The organism is Pseudomonas sp. ME-P-057 (assembly GCF_030208975.1).
Taxonomy (GTDB): domain Bacteria; phylum Pseudomonadota; class Gammaproteobacteria; order Pseudomonadales; family Pseudomonadaceae; genus Aquipseudomonas; species Aquipseudomonas lutea.
This window is the reverse complement of sequence record NZ_JARVSX010000042.1, coordinates 78202-93345: the sequence shown is the minus strand read 5'-3', so window position 1 is coordinate 93345 and position 15144 is coordinate 78202. Positions and strand designations below refer to the sequence as shown.

At 60.4% G+C, this 15144-nt stretch carries 13 protein-coding genes and 2 pseudogenes; 12 read left to right on the top strand and 3 right to left on the bottom strand.

Going from position 1 to position 15144, the window contains the following annotated elements:
- The first annotated feature begins 9 nt into the window (after nt 1–9).
- The gene (gene cytX, locus QRN48_RS22755; RefSeq protein ID WP_285353446.1) at nt 10–1299 is read left to right on the top strand and encodes a putative hydroxymethylpyrimidine transporter CytX; all 1290 of its coding nucleotides are present in this window, start codon (nt 10–12) and stop codon (nt 1297–1299) included.
- Here the strand turns inward: cytX and QRN48_RS22750 are convergent.
- Nucleotides 1268–2014, bottom strand: a complete 747-nt coding sequence (locus tag QRN48_RS22750) for an RsiV family protein (protein ID WP_037015827.1) — start codon at nt 2012–2014, stop codon at nt 1268–1270. The genes cytX and QRN48_RS22750 overlap by 32 nt on opposite strands.
- A 221-nt stretch (nt 2015–2235) precedes the next feature.
- Here QRN48_RS22750 and QRN48_RS22745 point away from each other — a divergent pair, with 221 nt between their 5' ends.
- The 10 genes from QRN48_RS22745 to QRN48_RS22700 all read left to right on the top strand — a co-directional run bounded on the left by QRN48_RS22745 (nt 2236) and on the right by QRN48_RS22700 (nt 12172).
- A complete protein-coding gene (locus QRN48_RS22745; RefSeq protein WP_037015825.1) occupies nt 2236–2853 on the top strand; it encodes an NUDIX domain-containing protein in 618 nt (205 codons plus the stop codon).
- Nucleotides 2844–3296, top strand: a complete 453-nt coding sequence (locus QRN48_RS22740; protein ID WP_037015821.1) for a DUF1249 domain-containing protein — start codon at nt 2844–2846, stop codon at nt 3294–3296. The genes QRN48_RS22745 and QRN48_RS22740 overlap by 10 nt, the downstream gene beginning before the upstream one ends.
- Before the next feature lie 181 nt (nt 3297–3477).
- The gene (locus QRN48_RS22735) at nt 3478–3834 is read left to right on the top strand and encodes a hypothetical protein (protein WP_285353442.1); all 357 of its coding nucleotides are present in this window, start codon (nt 3478–3480) and stop codon (nt 3832–3834) included.
- 112 nt (nt 3835–3946) lie between these two features.
- Complete coding sequence (gene cpdA / locus QRN48_RS22730) at nt 3947–4756, top strand: 3',5'-cyclic-AMP phosphodiesterase (protein ID WP_285353440.1); 810 nt, start codon at nt 3947–3949, stop codon at nt 4754–4756.
- 140 nt (nt 4757–4896) lie between these two features.
- Nucleotides 4897–5514 (top strand): YqiA/YcfP family alpha/beta fold hydrolase, encoded by a 618-nt coding sequence (locus QRN48_RS22725; RefSeq protein ID WP_285353438.1) that lies wholly within the window; start codon nt 4897–4899, stop codon nt 5512–5514.
- 101 nt (nt 5515–5615) lie between these two features.
- Nucleotides 5616–7520: a DNA topoisomerase IV subunit B gene (gene parE / locus QRN48_RS22720; protein WP_191942717.1), complete on the top strand. Its 1905-nt coding sequence runs from the start codon at nt 5616–5618 to the stop codon at nt 7518–7520.
- Nucleotides 7520–8497 carry an esterase-like activity of phytase family protein gene (locus QRN48_RS22715; protein WP_191942718.1) on the top strand — a complete coding sequence of 326 codons (978 nt, stop codon included), beginning with the start codon at nt 7520–7522 and terminating at the stop codon, nt 8495–8497. The genes parE and QRN48_RS22715 overlap by 1 nt, the downstream gene beginning before the upstream one ends.
- A gap of 35 nt (nt 8498–8532) precedes the next feature.
- Entirely contained in the window at nt 8533–9015 is a 483-nt protein-coding gene (locus QRN48_RS22710) for a retropepsin-like aspartic protease family protein (protein ID WP_285353435.1), read from the top strand.
- Between the two features lie 10 nt (nt 9016–9025).
- A complete protein-coding gene (gene parC, locus QRN48_RS22705) occupies nt 9026–11284 on the top strand; it encodes a DNA topoisomerase IV subunit A (RefSeq protein ID WP_285353433.1) in 2259 nt (752 codons plus the stop codon).
- Nucleotides 11285–11464: 180 nt separating this feature from the next.
- Nucleotides 11465–12172, top strand: coding sequence for a PqiC family protein (locus QRN48_RS22700; protein WP_037017498.1), 708 nt, complete (start codon nt 11465–11467; stop codon nt 12170–12172).
- A gap of 72 nt (nt 12173–12244) precedes the next feature.
- Here the strand turns inward: QRN48_RS22700 and QRN48_RS25475 are convergent.
- Nucleotides 12245–12949: pseudogene (locus tag QRN48_RS25475) on the bottom strand (histidine kinase); the annotation flags it as partial.
- 72 nt (nt 12950–13021) lie between these two features.
- A pseudogene (locus tag QRN48_RS25470) lies at nt 13022–13774 on the bottom strand (AhpA/YtjB family protein); the annotation flags it as partial.
- Between the two features lie 130 nt (nt 13775–13904).
- Between QRN48_RS25470 and serB the strand changes: the two are divergent.
- Complete coding sequence (serB, locus tag QRN48_RS22690; protein WP_285353429.1) at nt 13905–15122, top strand: phosphoserine phosphatase SerB; 1218 nt, start codon at nt 13905–13907, stop codon at nt 15120–15122.
- Nucleotides 15123–15144 lie beyond the last annotated feature (22 nt).

The following is a 15144-nucleotide window of genomic DNA, read 5'->3' as shown; positions in this document are numbered from 1 at the left end:
GACACAAAAGTGAACACACCCGGCACCTATTCACCCGATATTCCCGTACCCGCCGCCAAGCGCGTGTTTGGCGGGCGTGATCTGTTTTCTCTGTGGTTTTCCCTCGGCATCGGCCTCATGGTCCTGCAAACCGGTGCGTTGCTAGCGCCGGGGCTGGGCATGTCAGGCTCGATGCTGGCGATCGTTCTGGGCACGCTGGTCGGCGTATTGCTGCTGGCCGGTGTCGGCGTCATCGGCAGTGACACCGGCCTTTCGTCGATGGCTGCGCTCAAGCTCAGCCTGGGCAGCAAGGGCGCAGGTGTGCCGGCGGTCCTTAATCTGCTGCAACTGGTGGGCTGGGGCTCTTTCGAAATCATCGTCATGCGCGACGCCGCCAGCCTGTTGGGCGCCGGCGCGTTCTCCGAAGGCAGCTTGTGGGCAAGTCCGCTGCTCTGGACTGTCGTGTTCGGTGCGCTGGCGACGTTGCTGGCGGTCAGCGGTCCGTTGGCCTTCGTCCGGCAAATTTTGCGTAAGTGGGGCATCTGGCTGTTGCTGGCAGCGTGCGCTTGGCTGACATTCAACCTGGTCAGCAAGGCCGATCTGACGGCCTTGTGGTCACGCGCGGGGGACGGCTCGATGCCGTTTGCTGTGGGCTTCGACATCGCTATCGCCATGCCGCTTTCCTGGCTGCCGCTGATCGCCGATTACTCGCGCTTTGGCAAACGCGCCACCGCAGTCTTCGGCGGCACAGCGCTGGGCTTCTTCATCGGCAATTTCTGGCTGATGACCCTCGGCGTCGCCTACACCCTGGCCTTTGCGCCAAGCGGCGAAGCCAATGCCTTGCTGATGGCGCTGGCAGGCGCAGGGATGGGAATTCCGCTGCTGCTCATTCTTCTGGATGAATCGGAAAACGCCTTCGCCGACATTCACTCCGCTGCAGTGTCGAGCGGGATTCTGCTGAAGGCCAAAGTCGAGCATCTGGCGCTGGCCATTGGCGTGATCTGCACACTGATTGCCTGCTTTGCGCCGCTGGCCCAATACCAGAACTTCCTGTTGCTGATCGGCTCGGTGTTCGCGCCATTGTTCGGCGTGGTGCTGGTGGATCACTTCGTCCTGCGCCGCCGCCAACAGGGCGTCGCGACGACGGGCCTGCGCTGGATGACGTTACTGGCGTGGATCGGCGGGATCTGCACCTACCATCTGCTGGCGAATCTTTATCCGGACATCGGTGCAACGCTGCCAGCGCTGATCATCGCTGGCTTGTTGCAGCTCATATTCAATAAAGCGATCAGCTCCGTCCGGGGAACAGCTCAGGCTTGATGATGCCGTTCAACTGCGGATAAGGAATCTTCAGTTCGATGTGGCCCATGGCGTAGGGCGCAATGGTCGAGACCGGGTACTTGAGGATCACTGCACCGTACGTCAGGGCGACGTTTGAAGTTTGCTTGAATGCCCACATGTTCTGGAACTCGGCGTCCTTGTCCAGCTTGCTGCTGATCAACCAGGCCTGATGAGCCAGGCGGGCCTTGTCCCAGAACGCGGCTTCCTGACCCGGGACCAGCATATCGGCCAGTGTCAGGACACGCTGCTGCTGGCGCGAGTAGTTGATGAACGCGCGGCCCGGATTGCCCTGGCCGCTGCCGGAATCCAGATAGCTCGACAGCTCAATGACCACGATTCCGTCATGCTGCTCACGTACCTTGGCCTGCAAGTAGCTGCTGTTGCGTGCTTGCGCCCGGCTCAGGAACTGCTCCTGATATGCCTTCAACGTAGGCGGCACCGGACCATCGCTGTCGCTGCGCGTCAGTTGCAGCAAGGTGCGCTGGACGATCCCGTCCAGTTTCGGCTCGTCCGGGAAGTGCACGGTGTCGATGTTCACCAGTGGGCAATCGTCAGTGGTGCAACCAGGCTTGATCAGTTCCGAAGCGTCGCGCTGAACCGTCAGCGGGCTGCGCAGATTAGGTTGGAAAAAGCTTTGGCAGGCGCCCAAAATCAGGGCCAGGCAGGCCATTGAAATGATCTTCAGAAAAGACATGTTGATCCTTGGCATCGGCATATAAAGGGACGTCACGGGGGAGGTGACGGCAACGTCCTTCGACTATAGGCGGCGCAATCAGTTCGCCATCGGACGGATTAGAGTGCTTTCCCTGCCAGCCGTCCACTGCGGCGACCGGTTTTGCCAACTCAAAGGGCTGCATCCCGCACGACAGCGCGTTAGGATGGGCCGGAACACAGCGCTCAAGCAGTGAGAAATATATGACCGACAGCAACAGATCGATACCGACCAGGCACGAAATCACACACCGCGAAACCTGCTTCAAGGGGTTCTATCAGCTCGACCGCCTCCAGTTGCGCCACGAGTTGTTCGCCGGTGGCATGAGCCCGGAAATCAAGCGCGAGCTGTTCGTTCGCCATGATGCAGTGTGCGTACTGCCCTACGATGCCAAGCGTGACGAAGTCGTGCTCATCGAACAGTTTCGGGTCGGCGTCATCGGCAAGCATGACAACCCCTGGCTGATCGAGATGGTTGCCGGGCTTATCGATAAACAGGAAGAGCCCGAGCAGGTTGCTCACCGCGAGGGAGAAGAGGAAGCTGGACTGGTCTTCAACGCTCTGTGGCCGATAACCAAGTACTTCCCGTCGCCCGGTGGCAGCAACGAGTTCGTGCATCTCTATCTGGGCAAGTGCGAAAGCGAAGGAGCCGGCGGGTTGCACGGTCTGGAAGAAGAAGCCGAAGATATCCGGGTTTCGGTGTGGTCATTCGACGACGCGATGCAAGCCGTCAAGGACGGTCGTATCGTGAACGCCGCAACTATCATTGCAATGCAGTGGCTGGCGCTCAATCGCGCCGAAGTAAGGGGGCTATGGTCGTGAATCTTTTGCGCGAGCGCTATCGGGTCGACCTCGCCGGGCTGCAGGCAGCCTGTGAGGCCAACTACGCGCGCTTGATGCGTTTGCTGCCCGATATGCGCAATCAACAACGCTCCCGTAAGGTCGCTGTAACTCAAGGCGACCAGATGCTGGGCGTTCTGGCGGTCGAGGTCATCCTCGATTGCCCGTATACCACCACGTTACAAGTTCGTCAGGAGCACAGCCTGCCATGGCTGCCGGTGCCCGTGCTCGAAGTGCAGGTCTACCACGACGCCCGTATGGCCGAGGTCATCGGTGCCGAACATGCACGTCGCTTCCAGGGCATTTACCCCTATCCCAACGCCGACATGCATCAGCCCGATGAAAAGGCTCAGCTCAATGTGTTTTTGGGTGAATGGCTGAGCCATTGTCTGGCGTGCGGGCATGAGTTCGAGGCGGTGCGCTGAGGTTTGACAAACAGGCGACTGCTCCACTTAATCAGGGTTTATGTAGGACAGGTCTGTAAGTAGCTTCTGAAAATTATCACCGGCTGGACTTTTTGGTTTTATCGAGCATCCCCCACGTCTATGTTTCGCGTTTTCTTCGGAAGCGCGATATGAACTTCGCTGGAATCAACAGTCGTTTGCTATGGCGATGAAATGGATAAAGGTCGTGCTGATCGCGATATTGTCCGGCTTCGGGGCGCCGCCATTAGTGGGACTTTTTTTATATCAAGGCGAGCCATTGCAGCCGATCGTTTGCGCACTTTTTACAGCCCTGGGACTTGGAGCAGGCGCCTTTGCATCGCGCTACATTTCATGGGGATGGGCGGTCGGCGGTTTTGCGGGCTTGTTGTTGGGACTGTTTGGCCCAATGCCGCTTATGTTTTTTTTCCCTGATACGCGCTATGAGGCAGTGCTGCCCTTGCTTGTTTGCAGTGCTGTAGTCGGTATGCTCGTCGCAGGCTACCTAACTGACAAGGTATTCAGATCGCGGTGGCCGTAGAGCCGGGATCGAAGCGTAATCCTTGTAACCGCGAAAGGGTGCGCATTTCTTGGTTTGATCCGCCCTCGTTCAGCCATCATAATCCGGCCACATCCGCTCAAGGAGACGGCCATTGTCGAGCGCATCCTCTCATCCCGCATCTGTGTTGATCGTTCAACTGACCGACAGCCACCTGTTCGCCGAGGCGGACGGCACGCTGCTGGGCATGCCCACGCGTGCCAGTCTGGACGCTGTGGTCGAGCTCGTACTGCGCGAGCAACCTGCGATCGACCTGGTGCTGGCAACGGGTGACTTGTCTCAGGACGGTACGGTCGAGTCCTATCAGGCGTTTCGCGACGTGAGTGATCGTCTGGATGCGCCCAAGCGCTGGATCCCCGGGAATCACGATGAGCTGAGAGAAATGTCGATTGCTGCGCAAAACAGCGATTTTCTTGAGCCGGTCGTCGACGTCGGCCAGTGGCGGATCACGATGCTTGATTCCGCCGTCTCCGGGTCAGTGCCCGGGTATCTGGAAGACACGCAACTCCAGTTGCTGGCGCAAGCCTTTAGCGAAGCGCCGGAGCGCCATCATCTGGTCTGCCTCCATCATCATCCGGTGCCCATCGGGGCGGCGTGGATGGAGCCCATCGGACTGCGAAATCCTGATGCGCTGTTTGCCGTACTGGAGCGCTTTCCCCAGGTTCGCGCGGTGCTGTGGGGCCACGTGCATCAGGCATTCGATCAATCTGTAAACGGATTAAGGCTGCTGGCCTCACCGTCCACCTGTATTCAATTTGCGCCGAACAGCGTCGATTTTGGTCTTGACTCGGCGGCACCCGGCTACCGTTGGCTGCGGCTGCACCATGACGGGCAGATCGAGACCGGAGTTTCACGCGTTGAGCCGGACCTGTTCGAGGTTGATGTCAATGGCGCGGGTTATTGAAAGAAACGTCCTCAAATGTCAGCGATTCATCATCAGGCGAGTTTTCACGCAGTTGACCCTGTAAACTGCGTGGCTTTGCCCTGATGACTGCCCGCAGAAAGTCATCAGGGATGTATCGATTGCCGTTTGGGAGGCATAGCGTGAATCAGGACCAGTCGACGCTTCTTTATATTCATGGCCTGAACAGCTCAGCCAGGTCGCAAAAGGCCACACAGCTGACGGCATTAATGGGCCGTCTGGGTTTGAGCGAATACCTGCGTGTGCCTGAGCTGCATCATCACCCGCGTCAGGCGCTGGCTCAGTTGGAGGCTGCGATCGAGGAGCTCGGTCGGCCGCTGCTGGTCGGCAGCTCGCTCGGCGGCTACTATGCCACGCACCTGGCTGAGCGCCATGGCCTCAAGGCCGTGTTGATCAACCCCGCGGTCAACCCGCACCAGCTCTTCGATGGCTTTCTTGGCACCCAACAAAACCTTTACACCGGCGAGAGCTGGGAGCTGACGCACGACCATGTGACGGCGTTGGCCGAGCTGGAAGTGCCTGCCCCACAGGATCCGCAACGTATTCAGGTGTGGCTGCAAACCGGCGACGAGACACTGGATTACCGCCGGGCGCAGAGCTTCTATCGAGCCTGCGCATTGCGCATCGAAGCGGGCGGCGATCACGGATTTCAGGGCTTCGCCGCAAAGATGCCAACGCTGTTGAGCTTCGCCGGGTTCGCTCCCGCGTTGCTCCAGGGTGTCGATCTGACCGGGCTCTGACCGGGGCCATGGCTGCAACAAAGCTGCACTAAATATGTAGAGCCGACTTGTACAAACAGTGCTACTCCGAAATTTCATGAACGACTTGATGACGAGACCCCATGGCCAATCCCAGCGCTAGCTCTTATAACGCAGACGCCATCGAAGTCCTCTCGGGCCTCGACCCGGTCCGCAAACGGCCGGGCATGTACACCGACACCGCACGGCCCAACCATCTGGCGCAGGAAGTCATCGACAACAGTGTCGACGAAGCGCTGGCAGGCCACGCCCGGTCTGTGCAGGTCATTTTGCACGCCGACAATTCCCTTGAAGTCGCGGATGACGGCCGCGGCATGCCCGTGGATATCCATCCGGAAGAGGGCGTGTCGGGCGTCGAGTTGATCCTCACCAAACTCCACGCTGGCGGCAAGTTTTCCAACAAAAACTACCAGTTCTCAGGCGGCCTTCATGGCGTCGGGATCTCCGTGGTCAACGCGCTTTCGACCCAGGTCCGGGTGCGGGTCAAGCGCGATGGCAACGAATACGAAATGACGTTCGCTGACGGCTATAAGGCCAGCGAACTGGCGGTGATCGGCACCGTCGGCAAGCGTAATACCGGCACCAGCGTGTATTTCGCCCCGGACCCCAAATACTTCGATACCCCCAAGTTCTCCGTCAGCCGCCTCAAGCACGTGCTCAAGGCCAAGGCCGTGCTCTGCCCGGGCCTGCTGGTCAGCTTCGAAGACAAAGGCACGGGCGAGAAAGTCGAATGGCATTACGAGGACGGGCTGCGCTCGTACCTTCAGGACTCGGTGGCAGACTTTCTGCGCCTTCCGGACGAGCCGTTTTGCGGCGTATTCGCCGGCAATAAAGAGGCCGTCGACTGGGCACTGCTGTGGCTGCCCGAAGGTGGCGACAGCGTGCAGGAAAGCTACGTCAACCTGATCCCGACTGCGCAGGGCGGCACCCATGTCAATGGTCTACGCCAGGGCCTGCTGGACGCAATGCGCGATTTTTGCGAGTTCCGCAGTCTGCTGCCGCGCGGCGTGAAGCTGGCGCCTGAAGACGTCTGGGAGCGCATCGCTTTCGTCCTGTCGATGAAGATGCAGGAGCCACAGTTCTCCGGTCAGACCAAAGAGCGATTGTCCTCCCGCGAAGCCGCCGCTTTTGTCTCGGGCGTGGTAAAGGACGCTTTCAGCCTGTGGCTTAACGCGCACCCTGAACTGGGCATGCAACTGGCCGAACTGGCGATCAGCAATGCCGGTCGTCGTCTCAAGGCGAGCAAGAAGGTTGAGCGCAAACGCATCACCCAGGGCCCGGCGCTGCCAGGCAAACTGGCTGATTGCGCAGGGCAGGATCCGATGCGCTCGGAACTGTTTCTGGTTGAGGGTGACTCGGCGGGTGGTTCTGCCAAACAGGCCCGGGACAAGGAATTTCAGGCCATCCTGCCCTTGCGCGGGAAAATTCTGAACACATGGGAAGTCGATGGCGGCGAGGTGCTTGCCAGCCAGGAAGTGCATAACATTGCCGTGGCCATCGGGGTCGATCCAGGTGCGGCAGACATGAGCCAGCTGCGCTACGGCAAAATATGCATCCTGGCTGACGCCGACTCCGACGGCCTGCACATCGCGACGCTGCTGTGCGCACTTTTTGTTCAGCACTTCCGTCCGCTGGTGGATGCCGGCCACGTCTACGTGGCGATGCCGCCGCTGTATCGAATCGACCTGGGCAAAGACATTTATTACGCCCTGGACGAGGCCGAGCGCGACGGCATTCTTGACCGGCTGGTGGCCGAGAAAAAACGTGGCAAGCCGCAAGTCACCCGATTCAAGGGACTGGGTGAGATGAACCCGCCACAGCTGCGAGAGACCACCATGGACCCGAACACGCGTCGACTGGTGCAACTGACCCTCGACGACTTCGCCGCCACCTCGGAAATGATGGACATGCTGTTGGCCAAGAAGCGCGCGGGTGACCGCAAGAGCTGGCTCGAGTCCAAAGGCAACCTGGCCGAGGTGCTGGTTTGATGCGGGGCTGGCTTGCAGCGTTGGTATTGATCGCCACGCCTGTCTTCGCGGCGCCATTGCCCGAACTCAAGCTGCTGTCGGAGCATCCGGTGGATGACATGATCGGCGGCAATCTGTCCGGCCTCGCGTCATGCAACGGCGTGCTGTGGACGGTTTCGGACCGTGACGACACCTTGCTCTATAGCCTCGACACCTCGGCTACGGTCTGGAAAGCCAAGGCACAAACGCTCGAAATTCCGCCGATTCCAGACAGCGGGCTGTCTGCGACCCTGCGCGGCATGGCCAAGGCCTCGGCGCTGATTCGTGGCGGCGATCTGGACTTCGAAGGCGTGAGCTGCGATGCCGAGGGTAACCGCTACATCGTCAGCGAAGCCTATGCCACGGTGCTCAAAGTGCCGGTCAAGGGAGCGCCTGTGTGGCTGGACCTTCCTAAAAAGATCGTCGAAGAAGCGCAGGCGGCCGGCATGCTGCAACATTTCAACGCAATCTTCGAAGGCATCGCGGTCAATCCGGCAGGCGACCAACTGTGGCTCGCCGCCGAGCGGGACAAGCGCGGGTTGCTGACCGCGCACTTAGGCAAGGACGGTTGGGCCTGTGATGCCAGTTGCATCGTGCGGGTGGAATCAGGCGAGGACCTTTTGCCCCCGGAGGTTAGCGGCAAGCGGGTCTCCAAAGACCTTTCCGATATATCGCTGCACAAGGGCAAGCTGTTCACGCTGGAGCGCGCGGCTTACCGGATCTGTCGCCGCACCCTGGCGACGGGGCAGCTGGAAGCCTGCTGGTCGTTTGCCAGGGAGGCGCTGCAGCCCAATCGACGATATGACCAGAAGTACGGCCTGACCGAGGCGTTGATCGTCGACGACAAAGGCGCATGGATCGGTACTGACAACAACTTCGGTGTCCGGGCCGATGGCGAAAAACGTCCTGTCGTGTGGCGCTTTGCTGCGCCGGAAGGTGGCTGGGGCGGCAAGCCTTGATCCAGGCACCTCCTGGCCGACGCGCCGGGCGGATCATGATGATTATCGCCTGGGCTGCAGCGCTGTTTCTGGCCACACGCTTTTTCGGCGAGTGGGAGCAGCGTCAGGAAAATCCGAACACGGTCGTTGCCTTCGAGCACGGCGACGGCTATGTCGAGGTGAAGCTTACGAGCAATCGTGACGGACATTTCGTCATGACCGGGCAGATAAACGCTCGCCCCGTGCAGTTCATGCTCGACACAGGGGCGACCAACGTCGCCGTGCCGGAGAGCGTCGCAGAGACGCTGCGTCTTGAGCGCGGCGAGCGTGTTCAGGTGAGTACGGCCAACGGGCGCACCGATGCGTTCAGGACCACGCTGCAGCGGCTGCAGATAGGCGACATCGTCCTGAACAACGTGCGCGCCCTGGTGGTGCCCGGCCTGGACGGTGAACAGGTGCTGCTGGGCATGAGCGCCGTGAAACAACTCGAATTCACACAGCGTGGCGGCACTTTGCTGCTGCGCCAGACGACAAAATGATGAGGCCCGCATGAGCGATTCCCTTGACCTCAGCCTGGACGGCGTAGAACGCCGATCGCTGGCTGACTTCACCGAACAGGCCTATCTCAACTACTCCATGTACGTGATCATGGACCGGGCGCTGCCGCATATTGGCGACGGCCTGAAGCCGGTGCAGCGACGCATCGTCTACGCGATGAGCGAGCTGGGCCTGGACGCTGACGCCAAGCACAAGAAGTCGGCGCGTACCGTAGGTGACGTCCTCGGCAAGTTTCACCCGCACGGCGACTCCGCCTGCTACGAAGCAATGGTGCTGATGGCGCAGCCTTTCAGCTATCGCTACACGCTGGTCGATGGCCAGGGCAACTGGGGTGCGCCGGACGACCCCAAGTCATTCGCAGCCATGCGATACACCGAAGCCCGGCTGTCGCGGTATTCCGAGGTACTGCTTTCCGAGTTGGGACAGGGTACGGCCGACTGGGTGCCGAACTTTGACGGCACGCTGGACGAGCCGGCCGTTTTGCCTGCGCGCCTGCCAAATATCCTGCTCAATGGCACCACCGGCATTGCTGTCGGCATGGCCACTGATGTCCCGCCGCACAACCTGCGAGAGGTCGCGTCGGCGTGTGTGCGCCTGCTCGACGAGCCGAAAGCGACCATCGAACAACTGTGCGAACACATTCAGGGTCCTGATTACCCGACAGAAGCGGAAATCATCACTCCGCGTGCCGACCTGCTGAAAATCTACGAAACCGGCCGTGGCTCGGTGCGGATGCGGGCGGTTTACCGGGTTGAAGACGGCGATATCGTCGTCACCGCGCTGCCGCATCAAGTTTCAGGCGCTAAGGTGCTGGAACAGATCGCGGCGCAAATGCAGGCCAAGAAGCTGCCGATGGTGGCGGACCTGCGCGATGAGTCAGACCACGAGCACCCGTGCCGCATCGTGATTATTCCGCGCTCCAATCGCGTGGACCCTGAAGAGCTGATGCAGCATCTGTTCGCCACCACCGAGCTGGAATCCAGCTATCGCGTGAACGTTAACATCATCGGTCTGGACGGCAAGCCGCAGCTCAAGAATCTGAAAGCACTGCTGTCGGAGTGGCTGACCTTCCGTATTAACACCGTGCGCCGCCGGCTGCAGTTCCGCCTGGATAAAGTCGAGCGTCGTCTCCACCTGTTGGAAGGCTTGCTCACCGCGTATCTGAACCTGGATGAAGTGATTCATATCATCCGTACCGCCGAGCACCCGAAAGCCGAGCTGATCGCGCGTTTTGCGTTGTCCGAGATTCAGGCTGATTACATCCTCGACACACGGTTGCGTCAGCTGGCCCGTCTGGAAGAGATGAAGCTGCGCGGCGAGCAGGATGAACTGCTCAAGGAGCAAGCCAAGTTGCTCGCCCTGCTGGGCAGCGAAACAAAGTTGCGCAAGCTGGTACGCACTGAACTGATTGCTGATGCCCAGACCTACGGCGATGACCGTCGCTCGCCCATTGTTGAGCGTGCGGAGGCCAAAGCGCTGTCGGAAAACGAGCTGATGCCCACAGAACCGGTCACCGTGGTGCTGTCGGAAAAAGGCTGGGTGCGCTGCGCCAAAGGCCACGACATCGACGCTACCGGGCTTTCGTACAAAGCAGGCGATGGCTTCAAGGCAGCAGCAGCGGGCCGGTCGAACCAGTTTGCGGTGTTCATCGACTCGACAGGGCGCAGCTATTCGCTGGCGGCGCATACATTGCCGTCCGCCAGAGGGCAGGGCGATCCGCTGACGGGTCGCCTGACACCGCCGCCGGCCGCCACGTTCGAATGCGTGCTGCTGCCAGAGGACGACGCCTTGTACGTGGTTGCTTCCGACGCCGGCTACGGTTTTGTGGTCAAGGGTGAAGACCTGCAGGCCAAGAACAAGGCGGGCAAGGCGCTGCTGAGTCTTCCGGCCGGGGCTAAGGTGATTCTGCCGCGCCCTGTGCCTGACCGCGAACAGAACTGGCTCGCTGTGGTGACCACTGAAGGCCGCCTGCTGGTATTCAAGATCAGCGACCTGCCACAGCTTGGCAAAGGCAAAGGCAACAAGATCATTGGTATTCCGGGCGATCGTGTTGCCAGCCGGGAGGAGTACGTCACCGACCTGGCCGTCATCCCCAATGGCGCAACACTGGTGCTGCAGGCCGGTAAGCGCCATCTGTCGCTCAAACCCGACGATCTCGAACACTACAAAGGCGAGCGCGGACGCCGGGGTAACAAGCTGCCGCGCGGATTCCAGCGCGTCGATGCCTTGCTGGTGGAAAGCGCCAGCTAAAGCGGCTGGTTGCGCAGTCGCTCTTCGTTTCGTCACGAGAGCGACTCAGAATCGCTGGAGTCAGCGCACATATTCACGGATGATATGACGTCATCTGGCGCCGCCGTGGCGGAATGCCTTCATGTCTTCAAAGCATTTAACAGCGTGAGCGCGTTACACGGCGTTCACTTGGACGGGATGATGAATTTTCTACGTGTTCCCCGTGTTCTGTTGTTAGCCGGCGTTTTGGGTTTGGCCGGTTGCAGCGTTCATCAGCCCACGTCGCTCTATCAGCTCGACAGCGGCGAACCTGGGCAACCGAAACAAAATGGCGGGGTCGCAGTTGTATTGGGCCCGGTGGCAATCGCCGACTATCTACAACGCGAAACCTTACTTCAGCGTCAACCGGATGGCAGTCTCACAGCATCCACCGAGGGTCGCTGGGCGGGTAGCCTGTCCTCTGATATTGACCAACTGCTTCTGCGCCAGCTGGCCTGGAAGCTCGACAGCCAACGGGTAGTCATGGCGCCTGCAGCGGCCAACTTCACGCCGGATGTGCAAGTGGTGCTGTCGATCACCCGACTGGATTCGGGTGTCAAACAACCCGCGGTACTTGATGCCCAGTGGCGTTTGCTCGACCGCCGCGGCAACGTTCGCGACAGCAAGATCATCCACCTGGAAGAACCGCACGCTGGCTCTTCCGCTGCGCAGGTCAAGGCTCAAGGGGTCTTGCTGCAACGCCTGGCAGACAAGCTGAGCGTCGCGGTCAAACCTATCGCCAGTCAGCCGCTGGTGGCGGACGAGCCCAAGCGAGCGGCCACGCCAGCCAAGACCCGTACCGATCAGGACAAGCCCAAGATCCCGATGGCATCACCGATCCGCACCGACCTGGAAGTGTTTCGCTTCTAGTATTGGCGGCCACAAAAAAGAGCCATTAAAAAGCCCGCAGCGATGCGGGCTTTTTTATGGCTGCTATAACCGTCAGACCTTGCGGGCTTCGTGCATACGCGCCAGTTGGCGTTCGAGCATCGATGGATAGGGCTCCATCAAACGCTCCACGCAGCTTGCACCCTCCGGGCTGGCGATCGGGCGTATGCGCGCACGCTGGCGAATGGTCGGGTCTTCGCTGATCTTGCGCTCTACCAGCAGCAAATTGCGGCTGTGCTGAGAAAGGGCCAGCGCGTCCTGGGCGGTTTCGGTCAGCAGCAGATCGATCTGATTCATCCCGTGAAGACCCTCGCCCAACGTCAGGCCCAGCTGAAGCTGAAGGGTGATCCCGCTGTCGGCGACTTCGATCTGCAACGCATGGCTCAACGCACGCAGCAACTCGCCGCAGCAGATTGCGTTGGTCAGGTAATCGTCCCCGCTGTCCTGCGTGCTGAACACCATCAGCGAGCTGCCGTCGTTCAATGTGTGCAGTTCGCTGTCGTACAGCGAAGCGGCTTGATCAATACAGTCGCGGTAGCGCTCGAGCAGTTCGGTCAGACGCGTGCGTGGGAGCCGGCGAAGCTGCTCCTGAGAACCCAGTTGCACCGCCAGTACCGCGCTGTACTGAGGCTGCGAGGGGACGACAGGCAAAATCGGCCGTGGCGCAGGTTTCGGCGCAACGGGGGAGTGATCGCGAAGGTCCGCGAACGGATCTTCTTCGTCGTCTTCATCTTCCTCGGCGACGATGCGGCGCGCCGGAATCACCGTGGCACGTGGCTTGGGCGCGTCGTCGAAGTCAGGGTCGGAAAGATCACTGCTATCGAACTCGGGGGAGGCGTCCTCTTCATCCTCGACCTGTACAGGCTCGGGAACAGGCACCGGCTCTGGCTCGGGCGGCGCATACGAGGTCTTCAGCTGGCGAGCCAGGTCCCCGATTTCGTCCTGACGCTCTGTGGCCGGCGTATAGGGGTCGATGTAGCGCAACCACATTCGCAGTTGCAGCATGGGCGTGGAAATGTGCCGTCCCAGACGAAGGCTCAAGGCCAGCGCCAGTGCCAGCAGGATACCGGCCAGAATCGCCATGCTCTGCAGGCTGATGGTCAGTGGCTGTTGGAACTGCCCCATGTCCAGGCTGATGCGCAGCGTCCCGGCGACCACGTCCTGGAAGGTGATCTTGATTTCGTAGAGCCCCTCCGCTTCGCCCAGCAAACCGTTTTTCGGGCGCTGGCCGGCTTCGGCAAGGATGCGGTTGTCGGGGCTATAGATAGCCGCATGGGCCACCAGCGGATTTTTCACCAGATTGCCCAGAAGCACGTTCAGGCTGAGGATGTCATTGGACACCAGCAGCTCGGTCGCGGACGTGGCGGTCTGAGTGGTCAGGGCTTGCCCCAATGCGTCGGCCTGTTCGTGCATGGCTTGCTTGAACTGCAAACCCATGACGCAGGCGTAGATCACCAGAGCCAGCGCGACGAGGATCACGTTATGGCTGGCGATGCGCAAAGCAATCGGTACACGTCGATGACGCAATGCCCGGAAGATCAGCAAGAAGAAATTATCGGTTTTTACTGGCGTGGGCCGGTTCACTGAGCACGGCTCTCTTGGTGAAGTTGGGGCGCAGTATAGCGAGCGACCCTGTAGCGGCAAAGCGCTGGCTGTGCCCGGCGGTCACTGAAAGTGCGTAGAATGCGGTTTTTTTCAACTGCGGGGGTGCGCCTTGCGCGAAATCGTCCTGATAAACATCACCGGTGCAGACCGTCCCGGCCTCACTGCGGCCATCACCGGTGTGCTGGCCGAAGGCGGCGTGAACATTCTCGACATCGGTCAGGCGGTGATTCATGACGTGCTGTCCTTCGGCCTCTTGATTGAACTGCCTGACACCGAATCAGGCGCGTCCGTGCTTCAGAGCCTTCAAACGGCTGCTGACGAACTGGGCCAGCAAGTGCGTTTCAGCCGCGTCAGCGAAGCCGACTATCAGCATTGGGTCGACGGGCAAGGCAAGGCGCGGCACATCGTGACGCTGCTGACGCGCAAGGTCACCGCCGAGCAATTGCAGACCGTCAGCGCGATCACCGCCAAGTACGGTTTGAACATCGATCGAATCGACCGGCTTTCTGCGCGCGTGCCGCTGGACGCACCAAGCGCGAAAGGCAAGGCCTGCGTCGAGTTCTCCGTACGCGGTGAACCGGCGGATGCCCAGCAGATGCAAGCCGAGTTCCTGCAGGTTGCACAAGCGCTGAACGTCGACATCGCGTTCCAGCAGGATTCCCTGTACCGCCGCAATCGCCGCCTTGCAGTGTTCGATATGGACTCGACCCTGATCGAGGCCGAGGTCATCGACGAGTTGGCCAAGGCCCATGGCGTCGGCGAGCGTGTTTCGGAGATCACTGAGCGCGCGATGCGCGGCGAGCTTGATTTTCGGGCCAGTTTCAAAGAGCGGCTGGCGCTGCTCAAAGGGCTGGACGTCAAAGTGCTCGATGAAATCGGCGCTTCGTTGCGCTTGACTGAAGGCGCCGAAACCCTGTTCGCCGAACTCAAGCGGCTGGGCTATAAAACCGCGATTCTGTCGGGCGGCTTCACCTACTTTGCCCGCCAATTGCAGGCCCGGTTGGGCATTGACTACATTTTTGCCAACGAACTGGAAGTGTTCGACGGCAAATGCACGGGCAATGCCATCGAGCCTATCGTGGACGCTCAGCGCAAGGCCGACCTGTTACGGGAGTTGGCGAGCAAGGAAGGCTTGAGTCTGGAGCAGACCATTGCAGTTGGCGACGGCGCAAACGACTTGCCAATGCTTGCCATCGCCGGTCTCGGCGTTGCGTTCCGCGCCAAGCCGCTGGTCAAGCAGTCGGCAAAGCAAGCCATCTCGACCCTGGGACTGGACGGCGTGCTGTATTTGCTGGGGGTTCGTGATCGGGAAGGGCGGGGCTTTTAAACGGCACCGACGTCGTCGAGGC